21 protein-coding genes are annotated in these 21,627 nt (G+C 67.6%); 3 read left to right on the forward strand and 18 right to left on the reverse strand.

Features of this window, described 5'->3' with window-relative positions; genetic code table 11:
* Positions 1–261 precede the first annotated feature (261 nt).
* The 17 genes from ACODTJ_RS25675 to ACODTJ_RS25755 all read right to left on the reverse strand — a co-directional run bounded on the left by ACODTJ_RS25675 (position 262) and on the right by ACODTJ_RS25755 (position 17,382).
* Positions 262–1,086 (reverse strand): inositol monophosphatase family protein, encoded by an 825-nt coding sequence (locus ACODTJ_RS25675; RefSeq protein ID WP_454658648.1) that lies wholly within the window; start codon positions 1,084–1,086, stop codon positions 262–264.
* On the reverse strand, positions 1,083–1,925 hold the full coding sequence (locus tag ACODTJ_RS25680) for an endonuclease/exonuclease/phosphatase family protein (RefSeq protein WP_454658647.1): 843 nt from the start codon (positions 1,923–1,925) through the stop codon (positions 1,083–1,085). Before ACODTJ_RS25680 ends, ACODTJ_RS25675 begins: the two co-directional genes overlap by 4 nt.
* A 10-nt stretch (positions 1,926–1,935) precedes the next feature.
* Positions 1,936–2,799 (reverse strand): carbohydrate ABC transporter permease, encoded by an 864-nt coding sequence (locus ACODTJ_RS25685; RefSeq protein ID WP_454658646.1) that lies wholly within the window; start codon positions 2,797–2,799, stop codon positions 1,936–1,938.
* Positions 2,796–3,674 (reverse strand): carbohydrate ABC transporter permease, encoded by an 879-nt coding sequence (locus tag ACODTJ_RS25690; RefSeq protein WP_454658645.1) that lies wholly within the window; start codon positions 3,672–3,674, stop codon positions 2,796–2,798. The genes ACODTJ_RS25685 and ACODTJ_RS25690 overlap by 4 nt, the downstream gene beginning before the upstream one ends.
* Positions 3,675–3,684: 10 nt before the next feature.
* Complete coding sequence (locus tag ACODTJ_RS25695) at positions 3,685–4,974, reverse strand: ABC transporter substrate-binding protein (RefSeq protein WP_454658644.1); 1,290 nt, start codon at positions 4,972–4,974, stop codon at positions 3,685–3,687.
* A gap of 53 nt (positions 4,975–5,027) precedes the next feature.
* A complete protein-coding gene (locus tag ACODTJ_RS25700; protein ID WP_488850762.1) occupies positions 5,028–6,065 on the reverse strand; it encodes an ABC transporter ATP-binding protein in 1,038 nt (345 codons plus the stop codon).
* Between the two features lie 171 nt (positions 6,066–6,236).
* Positions 6,237–7,517 (reverse strand): acyl-CoA thioesterase/bile acid-CoA:amino acid N-acyltransferase family protein, encoded by a 1,281-nt coding sequence (locus ACODTJ_RS25705; RefSeq protein ID WP_454658642.1) that lies wholly within the window; start codon positions 7,515–7,517, stop codon positions 6,237–6,239.
* Positions 7,518–7,527: 10 nt separating this feature from the next.
* Positions 7,528–9,099, reverse strand: coding sequence for an ABC transporter substrate-binding protein (locus ACODTJ_RS25710; RefSeq protein ID WP_454658641.1), 1,572 nt, complete (start codon positions 9,097–9,099; stop codon positions 7,528–7,530).
* Positions 9,096–10,115 carry an ABC transporter ATP-binding protein gene (locus ACODTJ_RS25715; RefSeq protein ID WP_454659063.1) on the reverse strand — a complete coding sequence of 340 codons (1,020 nt, stop codon included), beginning with the start codon at positions 10,113–10,115 and terminating at the stop codon, positions 9,096–9,098. The genes ACODTJ_RS25710 and ACODTJ_RS25715 overlap by 4 nt, the downstream gene beginning before the upstream one ends.
* 2 nt (positions 10,116–10,117) lie before the next feature.
* Positions 10,118–11,107, reverse strand: coding sequence for an ABC transporter ATP-binding protein (locus ACODTJ_RS25720; protein WP_454658640.1), 990 nt, complete (start codon positions 11,105–11,107; stop codon positions 10,118–10,120).
* The gene (locus ACODTJ_RS25725; protein WP_454658639.1) at positions 11,104–12,006 is read right to left on the reverse strand and encodes an ABC transporter permease; all 903 of its coding nucleotides are present in this window, start codon (positions 12,004–12,006) and stop codon (positions 11,104–11,106) included. The genes ACODTJ_RS25720 and ACODTJ_RS25725 overlap by 4 nt, the downstream gene beginning before the upstream one ends.
* A complete protein-coding gene (locus ACODTJ_RS25730) occupies positions 12,003–12,977 on the reverse strand; it encodes an ABC transporter permease (RefSeq protein WP_454658638.1) in 975 nt (324 codons plus the stop codon). Before ACODTJ_RS25730 ends, ACODTJ_RS25725 begins: the two co-directional genes overlap by 4 nt.
* Positions 12,977–14,431 carry a SidA/IucD/PvdA family monooxygenase gene (locus tag ACODTJ_RS25735; protein ID WP_454658637.1) on the reverse strand — a complete coding sequence of 485 codons (1,455 nt, stop codon included), beginning with the start codon at positions 14,429–14,431 and terminating at the stop codon, positions 12,977–12,979. The genes ACODTJ_RS25730 and ACODTJ_RS25735 overlap by 1 nt, the downstream gene beginning before the upstream one ends.
* A complete protein-coding gene (locus ACODTJ_RS25740; protein WP_454658636.1) occupies positions 14,428–15,384 on the reverse strand; it encodes a LysR family transcriptional regulator in 957 nt (318 codons plus the stop codon). The genes ACODTJ_RS25735 and ACODTJ_RS25740 overlap by 4 nt, the downstream gene beginning before the upstream one ends.
* A gap of 1 nt (position 15,385) precedes the next feature.
* Positions 15,386–15,967, reverse strand: a complete 582-nt coding sequence (locus tag ACODTJ_RS25745) for a peroxidase-related enzyme (RefSeq protein ID WP_454658635.1) — start codon at positions 15,965–15,967, stop codon at positions 15,386–15,388.
* On the reverse strand, positions 15,964–16,443 hold the full coding sequence (locus ACODTJ_RS25750) for a CMD domain-containing protein (RefSeq protein WP_454658634.1): 480 nt from the start codon (positions 16,441–16,443) through the stop codon (positions 15,964–15,966). Before ACODTJ_RS25750 ends, ACODTJ_RS25745 begins: the two co-directional genes overlap by 4 nt.
* A gap of 159 nt (positions 16,444–16,602) precedes the next feature.
* Positions 16,603–17,382, reverse strand: coding sequence for a DUF899 domain-containing protein (locus tag ACODTJ_RS25755; RefSeq protein WP_488850767.1), 780 nt, complete (start codon positions 17,380–17,382; stop codon positions 16,603–16,605).
* Positions 17,383–17,498: 116 nt separating this feature from the next.
* Between ACODTJ_RS25755 and ACODTJ_RS25760 the strand changes: the two genes are divergently transcribed.
* The gene (locus tag ACODTJ_RS25760; RefSeq protein WP_454658632.1) at positions 17,499–18,719 is read left to right on the forward strand and encodes a helix-turn-helix domain-containing protein; all 1,221 of its coding nucleotides are present in this window, start codon (positions 17,499–17,501) and stop codon (positions 18,717–18,719) included.
* Between the two features lie 34 nt (positions 18,720–18,753).
* Complete coding sequence (locus ACODTJ_RS25765; RefSeq protein WP_454658631.1) at positions 18,754–19,392, forward strand: Vgb family protein; 639 nt, start codon at positions 18,754–18,756, stop codon at positions 19,390–19,392.
* 160 nt (positions 19,393–19,552) lie between these two features.
* Here ACODTJ_RS25765 and ACODTJ_RS25770 read toward each other — a convergent pair whose 3' ends face one another.
* The gene (locus tag ACODTJ_RS25770) at positions 19,553–20,716 is read right to left on the reverse strand and encodes a M20 aminoacylase family protein (protein ID WP_454658630.1); all 1,164 of its coding nucleotides are present in this window, start codon (positions 20,714–20,716) and stop codon (positions 19,553–19,555) included.
* Between the two features lie 193 nt (positions 20,717–20,909).
* Between ACODTJ_RS25770 and ACODTJ_RS25775 the strand changes: the two genes are divergently transcribed.
* Positions 20,910–21,614: an SDR family oxidoreductase gene (locus ACODTJ_RS25775; protein ID WP_454658629.1), complete on the forward strand. Its 705-nt coding sequence runs from the start codon at positions 20,910–20,912 to the stop codon at positions 21,612–21,614.
* Positions 21,615–21,627: the final 13 nt, after the last annotated feature.

Below are 21,627 nucleotides of genomic sequence, written 5' to 3' on the forward strand. Positions count from 1 at the left end.
GCATGGAGAACGAGGGCATCGTCGGACCAGCTAACCACGCCGGGAAAAGAGAGATACTCGGAGAAGGTCCGCGTCAGCGCGACGACGAGGACTGAGTGCCCCAGAAAAGGGCTGTCATCCCGGGCGAAGCGCAGACCCGGGATCCATGCCTGAACATCAGCCCGAAGCGCTCCGGAATGGATCCCGGATCGACGCCGCTTCGCGGCTTGTCCGGGATGACGGTGAGGTTCTGACGACGGTGCGGCGAGCTCACTGTGTCGTTCAGTCCAGCAGGATCGACCTGATCTCCTGCCAGCTCGCCTCATCGGGCGCGCAGAGCAGGCCGGCTGGGCGCCCGGTCGGCGAATAGGGCCGGCCGTCCAGCAGGCGCGCATGGCCGCCGGCCTCGCTGTAGAGCAGCACGCCCGGCGCATGGTCCCAAGGGTTGAGCACGCCGTAGAGCAGGAATTGCAGGCGTCCCGCCGCGGCCAACCGGTATTCCTGCCCGCAGCAGCGCAGCGAGCCGACTTCGAGGAAGGCAGGGAAACGGCCGGGAAGCGTGCTGCGCAGCGGCTCGGGAAAGTACTGCCAGCTCGCCATGCCGTTCATCTGCCGCGTCGCAACGGCCGGTGCGACGCGCAGGTCACGGCTCGTCCCGTCCGCAGAGCCCATCCACGCGCCCGCGCCGCGCAGGGCCATGGCGCTGTCCTCGGCTGTCGGGTCATGGATCACGGCGGCGGCGATCTCGCCCCGGACGACGACCGCGGCCATGACGGCGAAGAGCGAGAGGTCGCTGGCATAGTTCAGCGTGCCGTCGATCGGGTCGATGACGAAGGCAAGCTCGGCATCGGAAAGCTTCGAGAGGAGCGACGGGTCTCGCGTCACCGCCTCCTCGCCGATCAGCGCCGCGCCCGGAAAGGCCTTGGCCAGCTCGGCGCAGATGAAGCGCTCGGCCGCCTCGTCGGCTTCGGTGACGACATCGACCGGGTTTTGCTTGGCCCGGATGTCGCTATCCGCCAACCGGCGGAAGCGCGGCATCACCTCGCGTCGTGCCGCCTCGCGCAGGATGGCGTCGAGCCGCTGATGATCCTGCCGGGTGAAGATCATCCGAGATCGAATTCGACGAGGATGGGCTGGTGGTCCGAGGCCCGCGTCTCGATGTCGTAGGTGATCGAGCGTACCCGCTCGGCGAGGTCCGGCGTCGCCAGTATGAAGTCGAGGCAGCCCGGCGGGCCATAGGTCTGGTCGCAGATGAAGGCGGAGGGCGGATGCGGCTCCGCGCCCTTCAGCACGGGCCAGAGATCGACCAGCGGCGGCACATCGCCATCGAACGGAGCGAGCAACTGCGCCAAACCGGCATCGTCGGGGCGCATGTTGAAATCGCCGGTCAGGATCGCGCTCGCCGCGTTCGGCGTCGGCGCGTAGGTGTGGGGACCGGGCTGGCGCGGCGTTGCCTGCCGTGCGGCCGCCATGCGGTGGATCTGCCGGATACCCTCGACCTGCGCGGCGCGCAGCACCGGGGAGGAATATTCCAGATGGGTCGTCATCACCCGGATCGGGCCGAACGACGTCTCGACCATGGCCTCGACCAGCACGCGCGGCATATTGCGCGTCGCCGCCGCCTCCCAGGGCAGGACGTGGCGTAGCGCCTGCGCCACCGGCAATCGCGACAGGATGAGGTTGCCGAAGCGCTTGCGGCCGCCCGCGCCGTCCGGAACATCGACGCCAACAGCCTCGATCGCCGTGAAGCCCGGCAGCAATTCGCTGAACAGGGCGAACTGGTCGGTGCGGTCATTGCCGTCGAGGTCGGGAAAATTCGCCGCGACCTCCTGCAGGCAGAGTACGTCGAAATCCGCCATCTGCCGGGCGTGATCGATGATGCGGCGCGGATCGACCTTGTCGTCGGTGCCGCGGGCCCACTGGATGTTCCAGGTGATCAGCTTCATCGGAGCGCCGTCACTTGATGCCGGCGCGCATGAAACTCTGCACGAACTGGCGCTGGAACAGCAGGAAACCGACGAGCAGCGGCGCCGAGGTCATCAGCGTCGCCGCGCAGATCACCGCCCAGTCGATGCCCTGGTCGGCCGAGGAGAAGACCTGCAAGCCGACAGTCAGGGGGCGCGACTCCACCGAGTTGGTGACGAGCAGCGGCCAGAGGAAATTGTTCCAGTGGTAGCTCACCGAGACGAGGCCGTAGGCGACATAGGTCGGCTTCGCGAGCGGCACATAGACCTTCATCAGGACCTGCAGCGGGCTCGCGCCCTCGACGCGGGCGGCGTCGTCGAGTTCCTTCGGCACGGTCTTGAAAGTCTGCCGCAGCAGGAAGATGCCGAAGGCCGAGGCGATATAGGGCAGGGCGATCGCCGGGATCGTGTCGATCAGGTTGAGCTTGGCGAGCGTGCGGTAGTTCTCGACGATCAGCGCGTCCGGCATGATCATGAGCTGCGCCAGGATCAGCACGAAGGCGACGTCGCGGCCCCAGAAATCCTGCCGTGCCAGCGCATAGGCGGCGAGCGTGCCCAGCACGATCTGGAAGGCCAGGATCAGGGTGACCAGGATGAAGGTGTTGAGGAAATAGCGGGCGAAGGGCGCTGCCGCCCAGGCGCGCGTGAAATTGTCGAGCGTCAGCGGTGCGGTCAGCACGAAGCGCGTGGTGTACTCGGCCGGGTGGAACGCTGCCCAGACGGCATAGGCCAGCGGCAGCACCCAGAGCACGGCAAGCAGGATCGCCCCCGTCGATTCCAGCGTGAGTGCGAGGCCCTTGGGCGCATAAGGGTCGGTCCGCGTCGCGGCCGGGGCGGGTTGCGTCGCAGCGCTCATTGATAATGCGTCCTGCGTTCGAGCCAGCCGTACTGGACGAAGGCGACGAGCGCGAGCAGCGCCAGCAGCACGCAGGTCAGCGTTGCCGCATAGGCCGTGTCCCAGAAGCCGAAGCCGACCTGGTAGATGTAGAAGAGCAGCAGCGTCGTCGCATTGTCCGGGCCGCCGCGCGTCATCACGAAGACATGGTCGACCATGCGGAAGGCGTTGATCACGGCATTGATCAGCACGAACAGCGTCGTCGGCATCAGGAGCGGGAACTGGATGCGCCGGAAGAAGGTCCAGCGCGAGGCGCCCTCGATTGCCGCGGCCTCACCGAGGCTGGGCGGGATCGCCTGCAGCGCCGCGAGGTAGAAGATCATGAAGAAGCCGGCTTCCTTCCAGATCGCGACGATGGTGATGGCGTAGAGCGCGGTGTCCTGCGAGCCCAGCCAGTTGGTCGAACGCGCGCCGAACAGGCCGGTGAACTGCTCCAGCAGGCCGTATTGCGGCGTGTAGAAGAACAGCCAGATATTGGCGACCGCGATCATCGGCAGGATCGTCGGCGTGAAGAAGGCCATGCGGACGAGCGTGCGCCCCGTGATCCTGTCGTTGACCCAGACCGCCATCAGGAGCGCCAGGGCGATCGAGGTCGGGATCGTGCCGAGCGCGAACCAGAGATTGTTGCTCATCGCCTTCCAGAAGATCGGATCGGCGAGCATCTGCTGGTAGTTCTCGAGCCCGATGAAGCGCGCCGGGCGGCGCGCCTTCGGTGTCGAGTAGAAGCTTTCGATGAAGCTCGCGACCGCGGGCCAGTGCGTGAACAGGGCCAGACAAGCCATGGCCGGCAGCAGCAGCAGCCAGCCATGGATCGTCGCGGTCGCGCGGTTCGTCATCGCAGCAGGGTCAGCGATAGGCCTTGAGGATGCGCTCGGCCTCGGCCTGCGCCTCCTCCATCGCCTTCTGCGGCGCCTTGGTGCCGGTCAGCGCCGCCTGCAACCCGTCGTTCAGCGCCTTGGTGACGCGCTGGTTCTCATGGGTCGAGAGCTCGGCCACCGCGCTCGACAGCTGGTCGCGCGCGACGAGAGCAGGCGGGAAGTCGGCGACGTATTTCTTCATCGCTTCGGTCTCGTAGGCGGCCGGCGTGACGCCGACATAGCCGGTATTGATGCTCCACTGCGCGGCGCGCTCGGGCGTGGTGATCCAGCGCACGAACTTGAACGCGGCCTCCTGCTCGGCCTTGGTCGCCTTCTTCGAGAGATAGAAATTGCCGCCGCCTGTGGGGCTGCCCGGCTTCTTGCCGGCCGGCAGAACCGCGACGCCGAAGGGGAATTTGGCGTTGGCGCGGACATTGGTCAGGTTGCCGGTGGTGGTCCACATCATCGCGACCTTCTTCTCGAAGAAGTCGCGCGGCGTGGTGCCCCATTCGACGATGCCGGGCGGATGGACCTTGTGCTTCTGCGCGAGGTCGACCCAGTACTGCAGCGCCTCGACCACACCCGGATTGGCGTAATCGGTCTTGTCGCCGGCCGCATTGGCGAGGATCGTACCGGCCTGGGTCGAAAGCCCCTGGAACAGCCAGTAGGGGAAGCCGGAGGAGGGGATCTGGATGCCCCATTGCGTGACATTGCCGGCGGCGTCGCGCTTGGTCAGCTTCTGCGCGAATTCGAGCTGTTCGGCCCAGGTCTTCGGCGGCTTCTCGGGGTCGAGGCCGGCTTCCTTGAAGAGCTCTTTGTTCCAATAGAGGACTACCGTGGAACGCTGGAACGGGATGCCCCAGGTCTTGCCGCCGGTCTGGCTGTTCTCCATGAAGCCGGGATAGAAGCCGGCGAGCCACTTCTTGTCCTCGTCGGTCTTGATAAAGTCGTCGAAGGGCACGATCGCCTCTTCGTCGATCAGCGTGAACATGTCGGTCGAGAGCAAGACCGAGAGCACCGGTGGCGTGCCGCTCTTATGCGCGGTCAGCGCCTTGACGATGGTCTCCTGATAAGTGCCGGCATAGATCGGCTTCAGCTTGACCGAGGGGTTGTCCTTCTCGAAATCGGCGGCGTAGGTGTCGATCAGCTTGGTGATCGGGCCGCCGACCGCGACCGGGTAGAAGAACGAGAGCTCGGTGCTCTGCGCGCGGGCAATGCCGGGCAGGGCGGTCGCGCCCGCAAGGGCGGCCGTGCCGCCAAGAAATTCACGCCTGTCCATGATGTCCTCTCTCCCTTGTTGGGATGGTCCGCACGCCCGACGCTCCGGCCGGTTCAGTTGCGAACCACCTTCCGTTCCGACGCCTGGTCGAACCAGTGCAGCGCCGATTGTGACAACGTGATGTAGATCTGTTCGCCGGCTGTGGCTCTGACCTTGCCGGGCCGCTTGACGATGAAGGAATGGCCGTCGATGCGGGTTTCCAGCAGCGTGTCGGAGCCGAGATATTCGACCGCGACGACATCGGCCGCGACGCCGCTTGCGGTGATCTCGACCATCTCGGGGCGGATGCCGACGGCAAGGCTGGCGGGATCGAGGCCATCGGGAGCGCTGATCGCGCCGCCGCGCGCCTGAACCGTCGAAAGCGGCAGCACGTTCATCGGCGGCGTGCCGACGAAGCGGGCCGCGAAGATCGTCGCCGGGTTCTCGTAGAGCACGTCCGACGGGGCGTCCTGCTCGATCCGGCCGTTGCGCATCAGCACGACCTGGTCGGCCATGGTCATGGCCTCGACCTGATCATGCGTGACATAGACCATGGTCATGCCGAGGCGCTGCTGCAATTCGCGAATCTCGCGGCGCATCTCGACGCGCAGCTGGGCATCGAGATTGGAGAGCGGCTCGTCCATCAGGCAGACCGGCGCTTCGGCGACGATGGCGCGGCCGAGCGCGACGCGCTGCTGCTGGCCGCCGGAGAGCTGCGAGGGCTTGCGCTCCAGCAGGGCGGAGAGGCCCAGGATCGAGGCGGCGCGGGCAAGGCGCTCGTCGCGCTCGGCGCGCGAGACCTTGCGGACCTTGAGGCCGAACAGGATGTTTTCGGCGACGCTCAGATGCGGGAACAGCGCGTAGTTCTGGAAAACCATGGCGATGCCGCGCTGCGAGGGCGAGGCATGGGTGACGTCGCGCCCGCCGATCTCGATCGTACCGCTGCTGGTGTCCTCCAGCCCGGCGATCAGCCGCAGCGTCGTCGACTTGCCGCAGCCGGAGGGGCCGAGCAGCGCGACGAGATTGCCGCCTTCGACGGTGAAGCTGATGGCGTCGACGGCGGCCGTGCCGCCCCAGGTCTTCGAAACCGTCTTCAGCGCTACAGAAACCATTCGCGATCCGGTGAGCCGAGGTCATGGTGAGCCGGCACAGCAATAGCGTGTCACCGGCATGAAGTCAGCGCGACCATGACGCGAAAATTCTTTTGCGCACAAGAGGCGGCCGGCCAGCCGACGACCGGCTTCCCCGCTCGATTGGATTACGCTCGGCAGATTGCCGTCGCCTTAGCCTGTCAGCCCGCCATGACGCCTGACAAAGGCAAGCGCTGTCTCCCAGGCGCCGGCATTGGCCTCGGCGTTCGCCGCCGGCGTGCCGCCCATCGTCGTGGCGATGCCGCTGACCGGGTGGCGATGGGCGATGCGGGTTGAAGGCGTATGGGGAAACAGGATGGAATGGCCGGCAAAGGGCCAGTTCTTCCAGAGAACCTCGTGCGGATGTCCGGCCGCGAGCAGGCTCGATTGGACGATCAGCGAATAGAGGTCCGAGGGCCAGGCGCCGTCATCGCCGCCTGACAGCAGCAGAACCGGTCCGGCGATCCGCTCGACCGGGATGCGGGCGCGCGCCATGGCGGCGGGGTCACTGAGCGCGGTGCGCATCGCATCGGCATTGCGGCGCGTCTGCGTCGCCTCGTCGTAAGGCTTCCAGCTTGCCGTGGCGTTGTCCTGCCATTGATGGACGAGCGGCTTGCCGTTCAGCGTCCAGCCGGGTCCGTCGCGGCCGAAGGCCGGGTCGGCAGCGGCCTGCCCGCCATGGACGAAGGCGCTGGGTACATAGCCTAGCACCGCCGAGACCTTGTCGGGGAAGGTCGCGCCGAGCAGGAGCGCGAGCTCGCCGCCGCGCGATTGCCCGGCGACAGCGACGAAGTCGTTCTTTGGCCGCACGCGGGCGCGCAGCCAGTCCAGTCCTCGGGCGAAATATTCCAATGGCGTGTTGGAGATGTATTTCGGTAGGCCGGGCGCGCCGAAATAGCCGAGCGCCAGCGCCGCGGCCCCGCGCGAGGCCCAGAGCGAGGCGCGCGGCTCGTTGATGCCGCCGCCCGAGCCGTTGAGGATCATGATCGCCGGGTACGGGCCAGCGCCCGCCGGCAGGAACAAGGTTCCGACGAGCCCATCCTCGGCGAGGGGGTGCCGCGTGACGCCTTCGGCCATCAGAATCTGGCTGAATTGCCCGGAGGCGATCGTCTCACCGCCGATTTCGGCGGTGAGCGTGGTTTCGAGCGGGCGGGACAGCTCGGCCGGAAACAGCTCGCCTTCACCAGTCTGCGCCCAGACCAGCCCCATCGCCGCGACGCCCGCGTAATCGCCGCGCAAGGGCGCATCGCGTTCGAGGTCGATGCTGCCATCGGCCCCGGCCGCGAACACCGCCTGCGCCCGCCAGAGATGACCGTCGCGCGGAGTTTCCGCGGCGATGGTCACCTCCGCACCCGCCGGCAGCCCGGAAAGCGCGATCCGGCGGGGCACGTCGATCAGGTCGATGGCGGGGCTGATCGAGAAGGCGGCGGCCATGGCGGCGTCCTTATTTGGCCTTGCTGACCTGCATCGCGACGGTGCGGTCGCTGTGCCAGGGCACGACCTTCAGGTCCGGCCGGCTCGCCCAGATGTTCTTGTAGTGGTAGAGCGGCATGATCCCGACATCGTCCATCACGACCTTGACCGCGTCCTTGATGATCGCCTCGCGCTTGGCGTCGTCGAATTCGGCGCTGGCTTTGGCGAGGGCCTCGTCCAGCTTCGGGTTGCTGTAGCGGCCCCAGTTGGAGGCACCCAGCCCCTTGGCAGGATCGACGGTCGCGAGGATCGCCAGCATCGCATAGGTGCCCTCACCGGTGCCGTTGCCCCAGCCGATCATGCTCATCGCGTATTCGTTCTTGTTGGCCGCGCCGGAATAGACCGAGAAGGGCACGACCTCGACCTGCGTCTCGACACCGATGCGGGTCCAGAACTGCGCGATCGCCTGCGCGGTCTCGGGCGCCAGCGGATAGCGCTCGCCCGGCACATGCATGGTCAGCTTGAAGCCGTTGGGGTAGCCGGCTTCAGTCAGCAGCGCTTTTGCCTTGTTGGGATCGACGTCGATCTTGGAGCGGTCGGGGTCGTAGCCGAAGCTGCCGGCCGGCATCCACTGCGTCGCGACGGTCACGCCGCCGCGTGCGACGCGGTCGGCGATCGCCTCGCGGTTGATCGCCATGTTCAGCGCCTTGCGGACGCGCACGTCGAGCAGCGGGTTCTTGTCGAGCGGCTTGCCGGCCTTGTCGGTGAGGAACTTCGACGGGTTCGGGTTGAAGCTCGGCTGCATGATCAGCGCCCGCAGGCCGGGATAGGACCAGACCTTGACCTTCGGGTTCTTCTCCAGCTTCTCGATATCGGAGAACGAGACCTTGTCGATGACGTCAACATCGCCCGAGAGCAGGGCGGCCGTGCGCGCCGCCGGATTGGCGATATAGCGGTAGTTGACCTTCTCCCATTCGGGCTTCGGACCCCAGTAGCGCTCGTTGCGCTTCATCTCGATGCGGTCGCCGGGCGTATAGCTGACGAAGGAATAGGGGCCTTCGGTGACCATCGCCTTGCCGCTGTTATAGTCGTCGGTCGTCGCGGTCTGGCCGACATGCTTGCTGACGATATAGATGCTGGAGATGTTGATCGGCAGCAGCGGATCGGGCGCGCGGCTGGTGATCACCAGCGTATGCGGGTCCTTGATCTCGACCTTGGCGACATTGCGCAGGAAGCCCTTGTAGCTCGCGACCGTGCCCGGCACGTTCTGGGCGCGCTCGTAGGAGAACGCGATATCCTCGGCCGTGACCGGCTTGCCGTCGCTCCAGACCGCGTTCTCGCGCAGCTTGAACTCCCAGGTATTGGGCGCGAGGTTCTTCCAGGATGCGGCGATGTCGGGCACCACGCCGCCCTCGGTCTTCTGCGCGACCAGCCGCGACCAGAAATGCTGCGAGACCGAATGGTCGCCGGCATGGTTGTTGAGTTGCGGATCGATCGCCGAGACCGGGTCGGCAAAGGCAATGCGCAGGTCTTCCGCATGGGTGGCTCCCGCGGCGACGATCAGCGCCGCCGAGAGGGCGAAGGTGCTCAGTTTGGTCGTCATGCGATCTCTCCTGTTTGCGCGCGGGCCGGAGCCGTTGCGACGTCGTTGAGGTGGCAGGCAGAACGGTGGCCCGGCACGATCTCGCGCAGGGCAGGTCTTTCGATGCGGCAGCGGTCGAAGGCGGCCGGGCAGCGCGGGTGGAAATGGCAGCCGGGCGGCGGCGCGGCCGGGCTCGGGATCTCGCCCTTCACCGGCGCATAGACGCGCCGCCGTTGCTTGAGGTCGGGGATCTCCGCCAGCAGCCCTTGCGTATAGGGGTGGTTCGGATGGGCGAAGAACCGTGCGGCCGGCGCATCCTCGACGATGCGGCCGAGATACATGATCACGACGCGGTCGGCGATGTGCTGGACGACGCGCAGGTCGTGGCTGATGAAGAGATAGGTCAGGTCCAGTTCGCGCCGGAGCTGCATGAACAGGTTGAGGATCTGCGCCTGGATCGAGACATCGAGCGAAGCCACCGACTCGTCGCAGACCAGGAAGCGCGGCTGCAGGGCGAGCGCACGGGCGATCGAGATGCGCTGGCGCTGGCCGCCGGAGAACTGGTGCGGGAAGCGCTGGCGTAAGGCCGGATCGAGCCCGGCCCGACGCATCTGCGCGCAGACATAGTCGTCGATTTCGGAGCGCGAGGCGATGCCATGGACGAGCGGCGCCTCGCCGATCGCTTCCGCGACCCGCATGCGCGGGTTCAGGCTCGCCTGCGGGTCCTGGAAGATCAGTTGCACGTCGCGGTGGACCGAGCGGTCGCCCTCCGGCGAGCGCCCGAACACGGAGACCTCGCCCGTGCTTGGCGGCAGCAGGCCGGCCGCGATGCGCCCGAGCGTCGACTTGCCGGAGCCGGACTCGCCGACCAGCCCGACGAACTCGCCGGTCGATATGGTCAGGTCGATGCCGTCGAGTGCCCGGATGATCGGCTGGCGCTTCGACAGATGCAGCTTGACCGCAAGCCCGTCCGGGCGGCCGAAATGCCGGGTCAGCTTGCGCGTTTCCAGCGCGGGGGCGGAGGGTGTGACGGTCATGTTCATGCCGGCACCTCGGCGGCCGAGGCGGGGCCGGAGAGGGGATGGAAGCAGCGCAGGCGGTGCGCGCTCTCCGTGAAGGCCGGCTGGCGCTCGCAAGCGTCATCGCGGCGGGCGCAGCGCGGCCCGAAGGCGCAGCCACCGGGTGGGTCGACCATGTCCGGCGTCGTGCCGGGAATCTGCACCAGCATCGAGCCCGGTGCGCTCGCGCCCGGCAGGCTGCCGATCAGGCCTGCGGTGTAGGGGTGGCTCGGATGGTCGAGCACGGCGTCGACGCTGCCCTGCTCGACGATGCGGCCGGCATACATCACCGCGATCTCGTCGGCGATGCCGGCGATCACTGAGAGATCATGCGTGATCCAGAGCAGGGCGGTGCCGCTCTCGCGGGTGAGCTGCTGCACCTCGGCCAGGATCTGCGCCTGGATCGAGACGTCGAGCGCGGTGGTCGGCTCGTCCGCGATGATCAGGTCGGGCTTGTTGATCAGCGCAATGGCGATGGCGACGCGCTGGCGCATACCGCCCGAGAGCTGGTGCGGGAAGGCGTCGAGCCGTGCCTCGGGGCTCGGGATGCCCATGGCGCCGAGCAGGTCCCGCGCCCGGACGCGCGCCGTGGCATCGTCGATCGTCTCGTGCGCGCGGATCGTCTCGATCATCTGCGTGCTGATCCGGAGCACCGGGTTCAGCGTCATCATCGGGTCCTGGAAGACCATGGCAATGCGGTTGCCACGTAGGCGGCGCATGGCCTCCTCGTCGAGCTTGGTCAGGTCCTGGCGGCGAAACAGGATTTCGCCGCCAATGACCTGGCCGGGCGGGTCGATCAGCCCCATGATCGAGAAGCCGGTGACCGACTTGCCCGAGCCACTCTCGCCGACGAGGCCGAGCGTCTCACCGGCCCGCAAGGTGAAGGAGACGTCGCGCACGGCGTCGAGATCGCCGCGATCGGTGCGGAAGCGCGTGCGCAGGTTGCGGATTTCGAGCAGCGGCGCGGTCATTTCAGCGCCCTCGGGTCGAGCACTTCGCGCAGGCGGTCGCCGACGAGGTTGATCGCGACGATGGCCGTCAGCAGCGTCAGGCCCGGAAAGAAGCTGATCCAGTATTCGCCCGAGAGCATGAACTGGAAGCCGTTGGCGATGAGCAGGCCGAGCGAGGGCTGCGTCACCGGCGCGCCCAGTCCGAGGAAGGAGAGCGTCGCCTCCAGCGTGATGGCGCGCGCGACCTGCAGCGCGCCGATGACCAGCAGCGGCGGCAGGCAATTGGGCAGGACATGGCGCAGCAGGATGCGCGAGGTCGGCAGGCCGAGGCCTCGCGCGGCCTCGAAATAATCGCGCTTGCGCTCGACCAGCGCCTGGGCGCGGGCGGTGCGAGCGTAATAGGCCCATTCCAGCAGCACCAGCGTCAGCACGACATTGCCGATCCCCTTGCCGAGCAGCGCCAGCATCAGCAGCGCGACCAGGATCGAGGGCAATGACATCAGGAGATCGACGAGCCGCATGATCAGCGCGTCGATTAGCCCGCCGCTCCAGGCCGCGATCAGTCCCAGCAGGATGCCGATGATGCCGGCGAGCACAGCCGAGCCGACGCCGACGGTGAGGCTGGTGCGCAATCCGTAGAGGATCGCCGAGAACAGGTCGCGGCCCTGTCCGTCGGTACCCAGCAGGTAGGTGATATCGCCGGTCGAAGACACGGAGCCCGGCGTCATCCGGGCGTCGAGTACGTCGATGGCGGCGAGGTCGAACGGGTTCTGCGGCGCGATCTGAGGCGCGAACACCGCGCCGATGACGAGCAGGGTCATCAGGCCGAGCCCGATCCAGGCGGAAGGCGCGCGCAGGAAGCGGCGGAGCGCAGCGCTTGCCGGACGGCGGGCGGAAGCGGCGGCTGGAACCGTGGTCATGCCGAGGCCTCCTCGCGGACGCGCGGATCGAGGAAGCGATAGAGGATGTCGACGATGAGGTTGATGATGACGAAGAGCGTCACCACGACCAGCAGATAGGCCATCACCACCGGCCGATCGAGCGCGTTGATGCTGTCGAGGATGAGCTTGCCCGAGCCCGGCCAGGCGAAGATGCTCTCGGTCACCACGGCGAAGGCGATGGTAGAGCCGAGTTCGAGCCCGAGCACGGTCACCAGCGGGATCATGATGTTGCGCAGGATATGCATCATCACGACCCGGCCGCGGCGCAGCCCCTTGGCCCGTGCGAAGCGGACATAGTCGAGCGGCATCACCTCGCGCACGCCGGCCCGCGTCAGGCGGATCACCAGCGAGACCTTGAACAGCGACAGGTTGATCGCCGGCAAGAGCAGGTGGCGCCAGCCGTTCAGCGTCAGGAACGACCATTCGACCCCGAAGACGCGCACCGTCTCGCCGCGCCCGCTCGCCGGCAGCCAACCCAGCGTGACGCTGAAGGTCATGATCAGCAGGAGGCCTACCCAGAAGGTCGGCAGCGAGAAGCCGAGGATGCTGCCGGTCTGGATCAGCTTCGACAGCAGGCGTTCGGGATAGAGCCCGGCATAGAGCCCGAGCGGCACGCCGATGATGACGGCGAAGATCATCGCCGCGAAGGCCAGTTCCAGCGTCGCCGGCAGGCGCTGCAGGATCAGCGTCACGGCGGGCACGTTGTAGACGAAGCTGCGGCCGAGATCGCCCTGCAGGGCGCTGCCCACGAAGTTCAGGTATTGCTCCCAGAGCGGCCGGTCGAGGCCGAGCCGCGCGACGAGCTCGGCGCGGTCGATCTGGGTCGCGTCCGGCGCCAGCAGGAGGTCGGCGGGGTTGCCGACGGCATGCAGCCCGAGGAAGACCACGAGTGACATCGCGAAGATCACGAGGAGCGCCTGCGCGACGCGCTGGAGCAGCCAGCCGAGCATCAGACCGGAACCTTCGCGGGTTCGGGCAGGATCGGCACCCATTCGTCGCCGAAGATCTCCGGCTCGGCATAATCCTGGCCGCGCTGGAAATGCACCTCGATATCCTCGCGGAAGAGGCTGGACGCGATCGCTTGGGACAGCCGTTCGGCGCCGTCGCTGATCGCCGGGATGTCGCCTGAGACCGTGCCATGCGACATCATCGCGGGGTAGCAGAAGCAATGGATGCGCTCGAGCCCGGGGCAGGTGCCGGGCAACTTCGGCTGGAATTCGAAGGCAGGTCCGAGGTCGGGCATGGCGCCGAGGCTGGGCTCGGCATCCTCGGGCACGCCGCGATCGACCCAGTTGCGGGCGCAGGCCGCGATCTCCCGGAGGAAGGGCCGGCTGCCCCAATCGACCTTGAAGCCGGTCGAAAAGATCATGAAGTCGAAGCGCATCGTGCCGGCGCCGGTCTCGACCACGATCTCGTCACCCTCCATCCGCGCCGAGATCAGGGCGGTGCCCTGCCGGAAGAAGGCGTTGGGATGGCGCGAGACGCGCAGCACGCTGGCGCGTGGCGGCGGCACCTGCTCGCGGGCGATATAGCTGTTGATCCGCCATTTCCAGGCATCGGGCAGATGGCGATAGCCGGCGATCGAGCCGGGATGGCCCATGCCCTTGCCGCGATTGATGCGGGGGATGTCGCGACGGCGGATCAAGAGGTCGACGCTGGCCGCACCGGCTTCGAGCGCCGTGCCGGCGCTGTCCATGGCCGAGGCGCCGGCGCCGATGACAGCGACGCGTTTGCCGCGGAGCTGCGCATAGTCGTTCTCATCCGAGGAGTGTGCCCAACGCTCGCGTGGCAGGCTCTCGGCAATCTCCGGCACGGCCGGGCCGCCGAGCCCGTCGCGGCCGGTCGCGAGCACGACATGGCGGGCGAGGACGCGCTGGCGCTTACCGGCGGCGTCGATCTCCAGCGTCGCATGCTCGGGGCCGGGATGGATCATCGCGATCTCATGGCCGTTGCGGACATCGAGAGCGAGAACCTCGCGGAACCAGCGCAGATAGTCCATCCACATCAGCCTCGGGATCTTGTCGAGCGCCTCCCAGTCCGCCACGCCGAACTGCGCCTCGAACCATGCGCGGAAGGTCAGCGAGGGGATGCCGAGCGCCGGCCCGGTCAGGGTCTTCGGCGAGCGCAGCGTCTCCATCCGCGCGGTCGTCGCCCAGGGGCCTTCGAAGCCTTGCGGCCGGCGGTCGAAATTGACGGCGCGCAGGCCGATATTGCGGAAGGCGGCGGCCGCGGCGAGCCCTGCCATGCCGGCGCCGATGATCGCGACATCGAGCACCGGCTCGCCGCCGACACGCTGCTCCGGCACCCAGGGCGCGGCCGGCAGGGTCAGCAGTTCGAGCTCGCGGGCGACGCGGCGGTTCAGCGCCTCCAGCCCTTCCGGTATCCCGGTCTGCTTCGTCGTCACAGCCGCGTTTCCTGTTTGGTCAGCGAGGCGAGGAGAGCGTGGTGCTCTTCGGGCGGGATCAGGGTGAAATCGGCGAGCCGCCTCTCGGCGCTCGCCTGGAGCGCGGTGATCAGGTCGCGGGCCTTGTCGGAGACGGTGACGCCGCGCGCGGTCACGACGCCGAAGCAATAGGGGATCGAGGTCGCCAGCGGCAGGATGCGGATGCCCGGCGTCGGGTTGCCGGTCAGCGTCAACGGCTCGATGATGGCGATGCCCGCCCCGGCGCGGATGAAGGACAGCACGTTCATGGTCGAGGTCGTCCGGATTCTCACCCGGACATCGATGCCGCCCGCCTGGAGCGCTGCACGGATGCGTGCCGGAAAACCGCGACGCAGCGACATCCCGACGAGGTCGCGCCCGGCGAGGGCATGAAGATCGATCGGCCCTTCGATCCGGGCGAGCGGATCGGTCTCGGGCACGGCCAGCACGCAAGGTGCCGTGCCCAGCCATTCGAGCGCGAGGTCGCGATGTAGCAGGGGCGCGCTGGTCGCGCCGAGCTGCGCGTTGCCGGAGATCACCGCGTTCTGCACGCGGTCGGGGTTCTCGACCTCGATCGCGAGCCTGGGCGCATCCGCCCCGTTCCAGGCATCGGTGAGCAGACCGAAGGCGAGCGACGACACGGCCGATATCCGGATCGGCGGCTCGGCCTCGCCGATCACCTCGCGGGCGCGCTCCCACAGGTTGACGAAGCCGGCCAGCGCCCGCTCGACATCGTCGCGCAGCACCATGCCCTTCTGCGTCAGCACCAGCCGCTGGCCGACGCGCTCGAATAGCGGCTGGCCAAGATCGCGCTCCAGCTCCTGGATCATGCGGCTGACCGAAGGCTGGGACACGCCCAGATGCTTCGCTGCCGCCGTGACGCTGCCGAGCGAGGCGACCTGCAGATAGGCCTCGAGGATCTTGAGACGGCTCATCTCACCCGTCTTTGCGGACGGGGTCGCCGAGGATGTGCATCAGCCGGTTGGCCCAGCCGAACAAGGCCGTGGACAGGATGAGATCGACGATCTCGGCCTCGTCCAGCCCCGCCTCGCGCAGGCGGGCGGTGTCGGCCTCGGTCACCGCCGGCGGCGATTGCGAGAGCTTGACGGAATAGTCGAAGATCGCCTGGTCGCGCGGGCCGAGCTTGGCCTTCTCGCCATTGGCGAACAATTCGTCGGTGACGGCGGTGTCCTTGCTGAGCTGCGCATGACGCGCGGCATGCACGGCGGCGCAGTAGATGCAGCGATTGACGACCGAGGCGCCGATCGCCCCGAGTTCGCGCTCGGCCCGGTTCAGGCCGCCGGGATCGTACATGATGCCGTTGAACAGCGGCGAGCGCACGTTGAGCGTTTCCGGATCATGCGCCAGCACGAGCACGTAATCCGAGACCTTGGTGTTGGAGGGCGTGACCTTCAGCGCGTCGAGCTGCTCGGGGCTCGCCTTGGCGAGATCGACCGGGGTGACCCGTGGCTGCCAGTCCGGCACGTTGCGGGTGAAGCGATGCACGATCCGGCTCATGCCGAGGCTGCCTTGAGAGCGGCGAGCCCGGCGAGGACACGGCACTGGTAGCTCATGAAGGCGTTGAGTTCGCAGAGCCGCACGATATCGGCTTCCGCGACACCGGCCGCCTTGAGCCCTTCGATCTCCTCGGCCTGCACGTTGCGCGGCTGGGTCGCGACCCGGTCCATGAAGGTGATGACGCTGCGCTCGCGGTCATCGCGCCCGGCCGCGCTGGGGTCGGCGAGGCCGCGCAGCGCCGGATCGGTCACATCGGCGAGATAATGGGCGGCAAGGTCCGGCAGCGCGTTCAGGATCGCGATCCGGGCCGCGACGGCATGGCGCCAGCCAGAAGCAAAACCGCCGGGATCGCGCGGGTCGATGACCGCGTTCTCGGCCTGGCGGCTCATCTCGAAGATGTTGCTGCGCGATTGTGCGGCGGCCGATGCGGCGGCGCCGAGCCAGGGAGAGGCCTCAGGGGTGGCGGTTTGAGCCATGGCAATCCCTTCTATGCATCAACTTTAATGCTTGATGCTTTCTACGAATGAAGCAACGAATTTGCGCTGCGTCAAGGAACTTTGCCGGCACCGTGCTAAACTGGTCGCCATGGGCGCTTCGCGACGTGGCGCGCGGCGCCCTCGCGTGGTTCTCGCACGCTACGACACGGCTTGGCGGGCGGCGTAGCGGTCGCGATGGAGCCACCACGGGCCTTGAGCCTCGTTGCGGCCCTTCGGCGCCCGGTCGAGCCAGGCATACATGCCCCAGATGCCGTCCACGCCGCGCGAATAGCTCGAATAGGTGTGGTAGATCGCGCCGTCCTCGCGGATGAAGGCGCTCAGGCCCGGCCGGTCGCGGTGATAGGTGGGGACGTCCACACCGGCCATCGTTGCGAAGGAGCGTTCGAATTCGTTGCCGGGGCCGCGCCACTCGAATTTCGGCTGATGGCGGAAATTGTAGTCGACCCCTTGCGTCCGCTCCTGCATCTCGGTGAAGGAGACGTTGTAGTCGAAATTGAAATCGGTCTGACCGGACGAGGCCCAGGGAAAGCTCCAGCCCATCCGCTCGCGGAAGCCGAGCAGCTTTTCGACCGGCGCCCGCGACACGGCCCAAAGCATCACGTCGTGATTGGCGAGATGCGTGGTCGAGCCGTCGAACCCGTCGGCGATCGCCGAGCAGGACGGGCAGCCGGCCTTGTAGTCCGGTCCGAACATGAAATGGTAGACGAGGAGCTGCGAGCGCCCCTGGAAGAGATCGGCCAGGGAAGCGTCGCCCTGCTCGGTCTGGAAGAGGTAATCCTTCTCGACCTTGACCCAGGGCAGCGCCTGCCGCCGCTCGGCGAGCGCCTCGCCCTGCCGCGTATACGCCTTCTCCGCTTCCAGCAGTTCGAGCCGGGCGGCGAGCCATTCTTCGCGTGTTCCGATCGTGTGACTGGTCATGAGGTTTCACTCCTGTCGCCGGATGTCCGCGCCGCTTCGACACTCGATGCGGCGTCGCGATCGGTGGTAAGGCGGAGGCGGCAGACGGTGGGAGTGACAAGTTTGGCGGGATTCCGATGGACTCGCTGATCACGGCTGCGGCGCAGGCGCTGGCGAAGGGCGATCCGCTGGGCGCGCTGAACCGGGTCGCCTTGCGTGACGATGCGCCCGCGCTGGCGCTGCGCGGCATCGCCATGGCGCAGCTCGGCGACTTCGCCCGCGCCAAAGTTTTGCTGCGCCGTGCCGGCCGCGCTTTCGGGCCAAGGGAGGCGGTCGCCCGCGCTCGCTGCACCGTCGCCGAGGCGGAAGTCGCCCTGGCCGCGCGCGATCTCGGCTGGGCTCCCGGGAGGCTCGACGAGGCTGCCTCGGTGCTCGAGACCCACGATGACCGCGCGAATGCCGCCCATGCCCGCCTGCTCGACATCCGCCGGCTGCTGCTGATCGGCTGGCTCGACCATGCGGGCGAACGGCTCGCCGACCTCGATCCCGTGCAGCTTCCGGCGCCGTTGCGGGCGGTCCACGGACTCGCGAAGGCCGGCATCGCCTTGCGCCGGATGGAGGCCCGCGCTGCGCGAGTTGCGTTGGAAGGCGCACGCGACGCCGCCGGGCGAGCTGGCATTCCCGCGCTGATCGCCGAGGTCGAAGCCGCCCGCCACCTGCTTGATGAGCCGGCCGCGCGTTTGATCGCGGGGGGCGTCGAGTGCCCCGTGTTGCTCGACGAGGTCGAGAACCTGCAGGCCTCGGAGGCGCTGATCGTCGATGCCTGCCGCCATGCCGTGCGCGAGCGGGACAAATCGGTTTCGCTGGCGACGCGCCCTGTGCTCTTCGCCCTGCTGCGGACGCTGGCCGAGGCCTGGCCGCAGGCTGCGCCGCGGGATGTGCTGATTATCAGCGCCTTCGGGTCGCGCTTCACCGATGAATCGCACCGGGCGCGATTGCGCGTCGAGATCGGCCGCCTGCGCGCGGCGCTGCGGCCGTTGGCACGGATCAGCGCGACGGAGCGCGGCTTCGCGATCGCGCCGCGCGTTGCGGCCGGGGTCGTCGTGCTGGCGCGTCCGGTCGAGGAGAAGCATGCCACGGTGCTCGCCCTCATGGCCGATGGCGAGGCATGGTCGAGCTCCGCCCTGGCACTCGCGCTTGGCTCCAGCCAGCGCAGCGTCCAGCGTGCGCTCGATGCCCTCGCCGAGGCCGGCAAAATCCAGTCCTTCGGGCAGGCGCGGGCGCGCCGCTGGGTGATGCCGCCGATGCCGGGTTTCGCGACGAGTTTGTTACTCCCGCTGTCCTGGCCGGATGGCTAGGGTCCGGCATCGCAACAGACGCAGGAGCCAAGCCATGACGATCCCCGCTGCCGAGATCACCCGTACCTATGGTCCTTTTCCGGGCGTCGAGAAGGTTCATGGCGTCAGTTTCGACGGCGCCAATGTCTGGTTCGCCTCCGGCGACCGGCTGAACGCGCTCGACACCGCCAGCGGCGAGGTTGTCAGAACGATCGACGTGCCCGCCCATGCCGGCACGGCCTTCGACGGCACGCATCTCTTCCAGATCGCCGAGGATCGCATCCAGAAGATCGATCCGCGGACCGGCTCCGTGCTGGGCACGATTCCCGCTCCCGGCAAGGGTGGCGATTCCGGCCTCGCCTGGGCCGAGGGCTCGCTCTGGGTCGGCCATTACCGCGAACGCAAAATCCACCAGATCGACCCGGCCACCGGCAAGGTGCTGCGCAGCATCGAGACCAACCGCTTCGTCACCGGGGTGACCTGGGTCGAGGGCGAATTGTGGCACGGCACCTGGGAAGAGGGCGAAAGCGAATTGCGCCGGATCGATCCCGCGACCGGCAAGGGCCTGGACGCGCTCGCGATGCCCTCCGGAGTGGGCCTCTCGGGCATGGAATCGGATGGCGCCGAGCTGTTCTACTGCGGTGACGGCAGCAAAAGCACACTGCGGGCCGTGCGCCGGCCGAAGCGCGCCTGAGTCTGGAAGCATGAGCCTGTTCGATAGCCATTGAGGCGAGAGCAGGCTCAGGTCTACGCCGGTGAGCGTAGGGTTTGGCTCCATAGATCAGGGAATGTTTGAAAGGCTCTTCCCCGAGAGATTGTCCGCCGGAAAGATTTGTCTCCAGCAAGGCTGAGGCTCAACCGGCGCGCAACCTGTGTCTGACGATTCCAGCATGGAAACGCGCGCCGTGGATCAGCCCGCGATCGTCGAAATCATAGGACGCATTGTGCAGCGGCGCAGAGCCTTCGCCATTGCCGACATAGGCGAAGCAGCCGGGCACATGGTCGAGGAAGCGGGCGAAATCCTCCGAGCCCGTCATCGGCTCGGATGCGACCGCGACATTGTCCTCGCCCAGCACGGTCCGCGCGGCGGCGAGGGCTTCCTGCGAGAGCGCGGCGTCGTTCACCAGTGGCACGAACTCGCGCGTATAGGTCAGCTCGTGGCTGAGGTTGTAGCTTTCGGCGGTGCCGCGCGCGATGATGCCCATCTGGCGCTCGATCGCGGCGCTGACCTCGGGGCGGAAGCTGCGGGCATCGCCGAGAATGCGCGCCGTCCCCGGCAGCACGTTGCGGGTGCCGTCCGTCAGCAGTTCGGTGACCGAGACCACCGCGATATCGGCCGGGCTCAGGCGGCGCGACACGATAGTCTGGAGCTGCATCACGAGTGCGCAGGCGGCGACGAGGACCTCGCTGCCCGCATGCGGCTTCGCGGCATGGCCGCCGACGCCCTTCAGCACGATCTCGAAATTGTCCTCGGCCGACATGAAGGAGCCAGCGCGCGTCTGGAAGCGGCCGATGCCGAGGCCCGGCATGTTGTGCAGGCCGTAGATCTCGTCGAAGGGGAAGCGCTCCATCAGCCCGTCGTCGAGCATGGCGAGCGCGCCGCGGCCCCATTCCTCGGCCGGCTGGAACAGGAAGCGCACGGTGCCGTCGAAGCCGCCTTCCTCGGCCAGGAGCTTGGCAGCGCCGAGCAGCATGCTGGTATGGCCGTCATGGCCGCAGGCATGCATCACGCCGGGCGTCTGCGAGCGATAGGGGCGTTCACCCTGCTCTGTGATCCGCAGCGCGTCCATATCGGCGCGGAGCGCGATCGCACGGTTCCCGCTGCCGCGCTTGAGCGTGCCGACGACGCCAGTGCCGCCGATGCCCTCGACGATCTCGTCGAGACCGAATTCGCGCAGTTTTTCAGCGACGAAGGTGGCGGTGCGCTTCTCCTCGAAGCCGAATTCGGGATGCGAGTGCAAGTGGCGCCGCCACGCGGTCATCTCGGATTGCAGGGCGTCGAGATCGGGCTTGGGCATCGGTGCGGCCTCGTTGCGCGGGTTGCAAAGCAATAGGGCAGATGCGCCGAAAGAAGCGCTGCAAACCGGTCTGTCGGATGCACATTTGTTGCGTATGGCGATGGGCAGGCAAGCGTGCAGGCGCGTTCGTCACGGCCCGGCGGGAGTGCTAGGAACGTCGCAGGATTCGAGTCAGCCGATGCAGGAGGATGGAATGGCAGTGGACAAGGTCGCCCTGGTCACCGCGGGTGGGAGCGGCATGGGCGCTGCGGCGGCGAAGCGCCTCGCGCAGGACGGCTTCGCCGTCGGCATTCTCTCCTCCTCGGGCAAGGGCGAGGCGCTGGCCGCAGAGCTCGGCGGCATCGGCGTCACCGGCTCGAACCAGTCGAACGATGACCTGAAGCGGCTCGTCGATCTCGCCATGGAGCGCTGGGGCCGCATCGACGTGCTCGTCAACAGCGCCGGTCACGGGCCGCGCGCCGCGATTCTCGACATCACCGACGAGGATTGGCATCGCGGCATGGATACCTACCTGCTCAACGCCATCCGCCCGACGCGGTTGGTGACGCCGATCATGCAGAAGCAGAAGGCGGGCGCGATCATCAACATCTCGACCGCCTGGGCCTTCGAGCCGAGCGCGATGTTCCCGACCTCTGCGGTGTTCCGGGCGGGGCTCGCCTCCTTCACCAAGATTTTCGCCGACACCTATGCGGCCGACAATATCCGCATGAACAACGTGCTGCCGGGCTGGATCGACAGTTTGCCGGCCACCGAGGAGCGGCGGCAGGGCGTGCCGATGCAGCGCTACGGCACCAGCGACGAGATCGCCGGCACGATCGCCTTCCTCGCCTCGAAGGACGCGGCCTATATCACCGGCCAGAACCTGCGCGTCGACGGCGGCATCACCCGCTCGATCTGACGCTGGTCCGAGC

Source organism: Allobosea sp. FG18 (assembly GCF_057809495.1).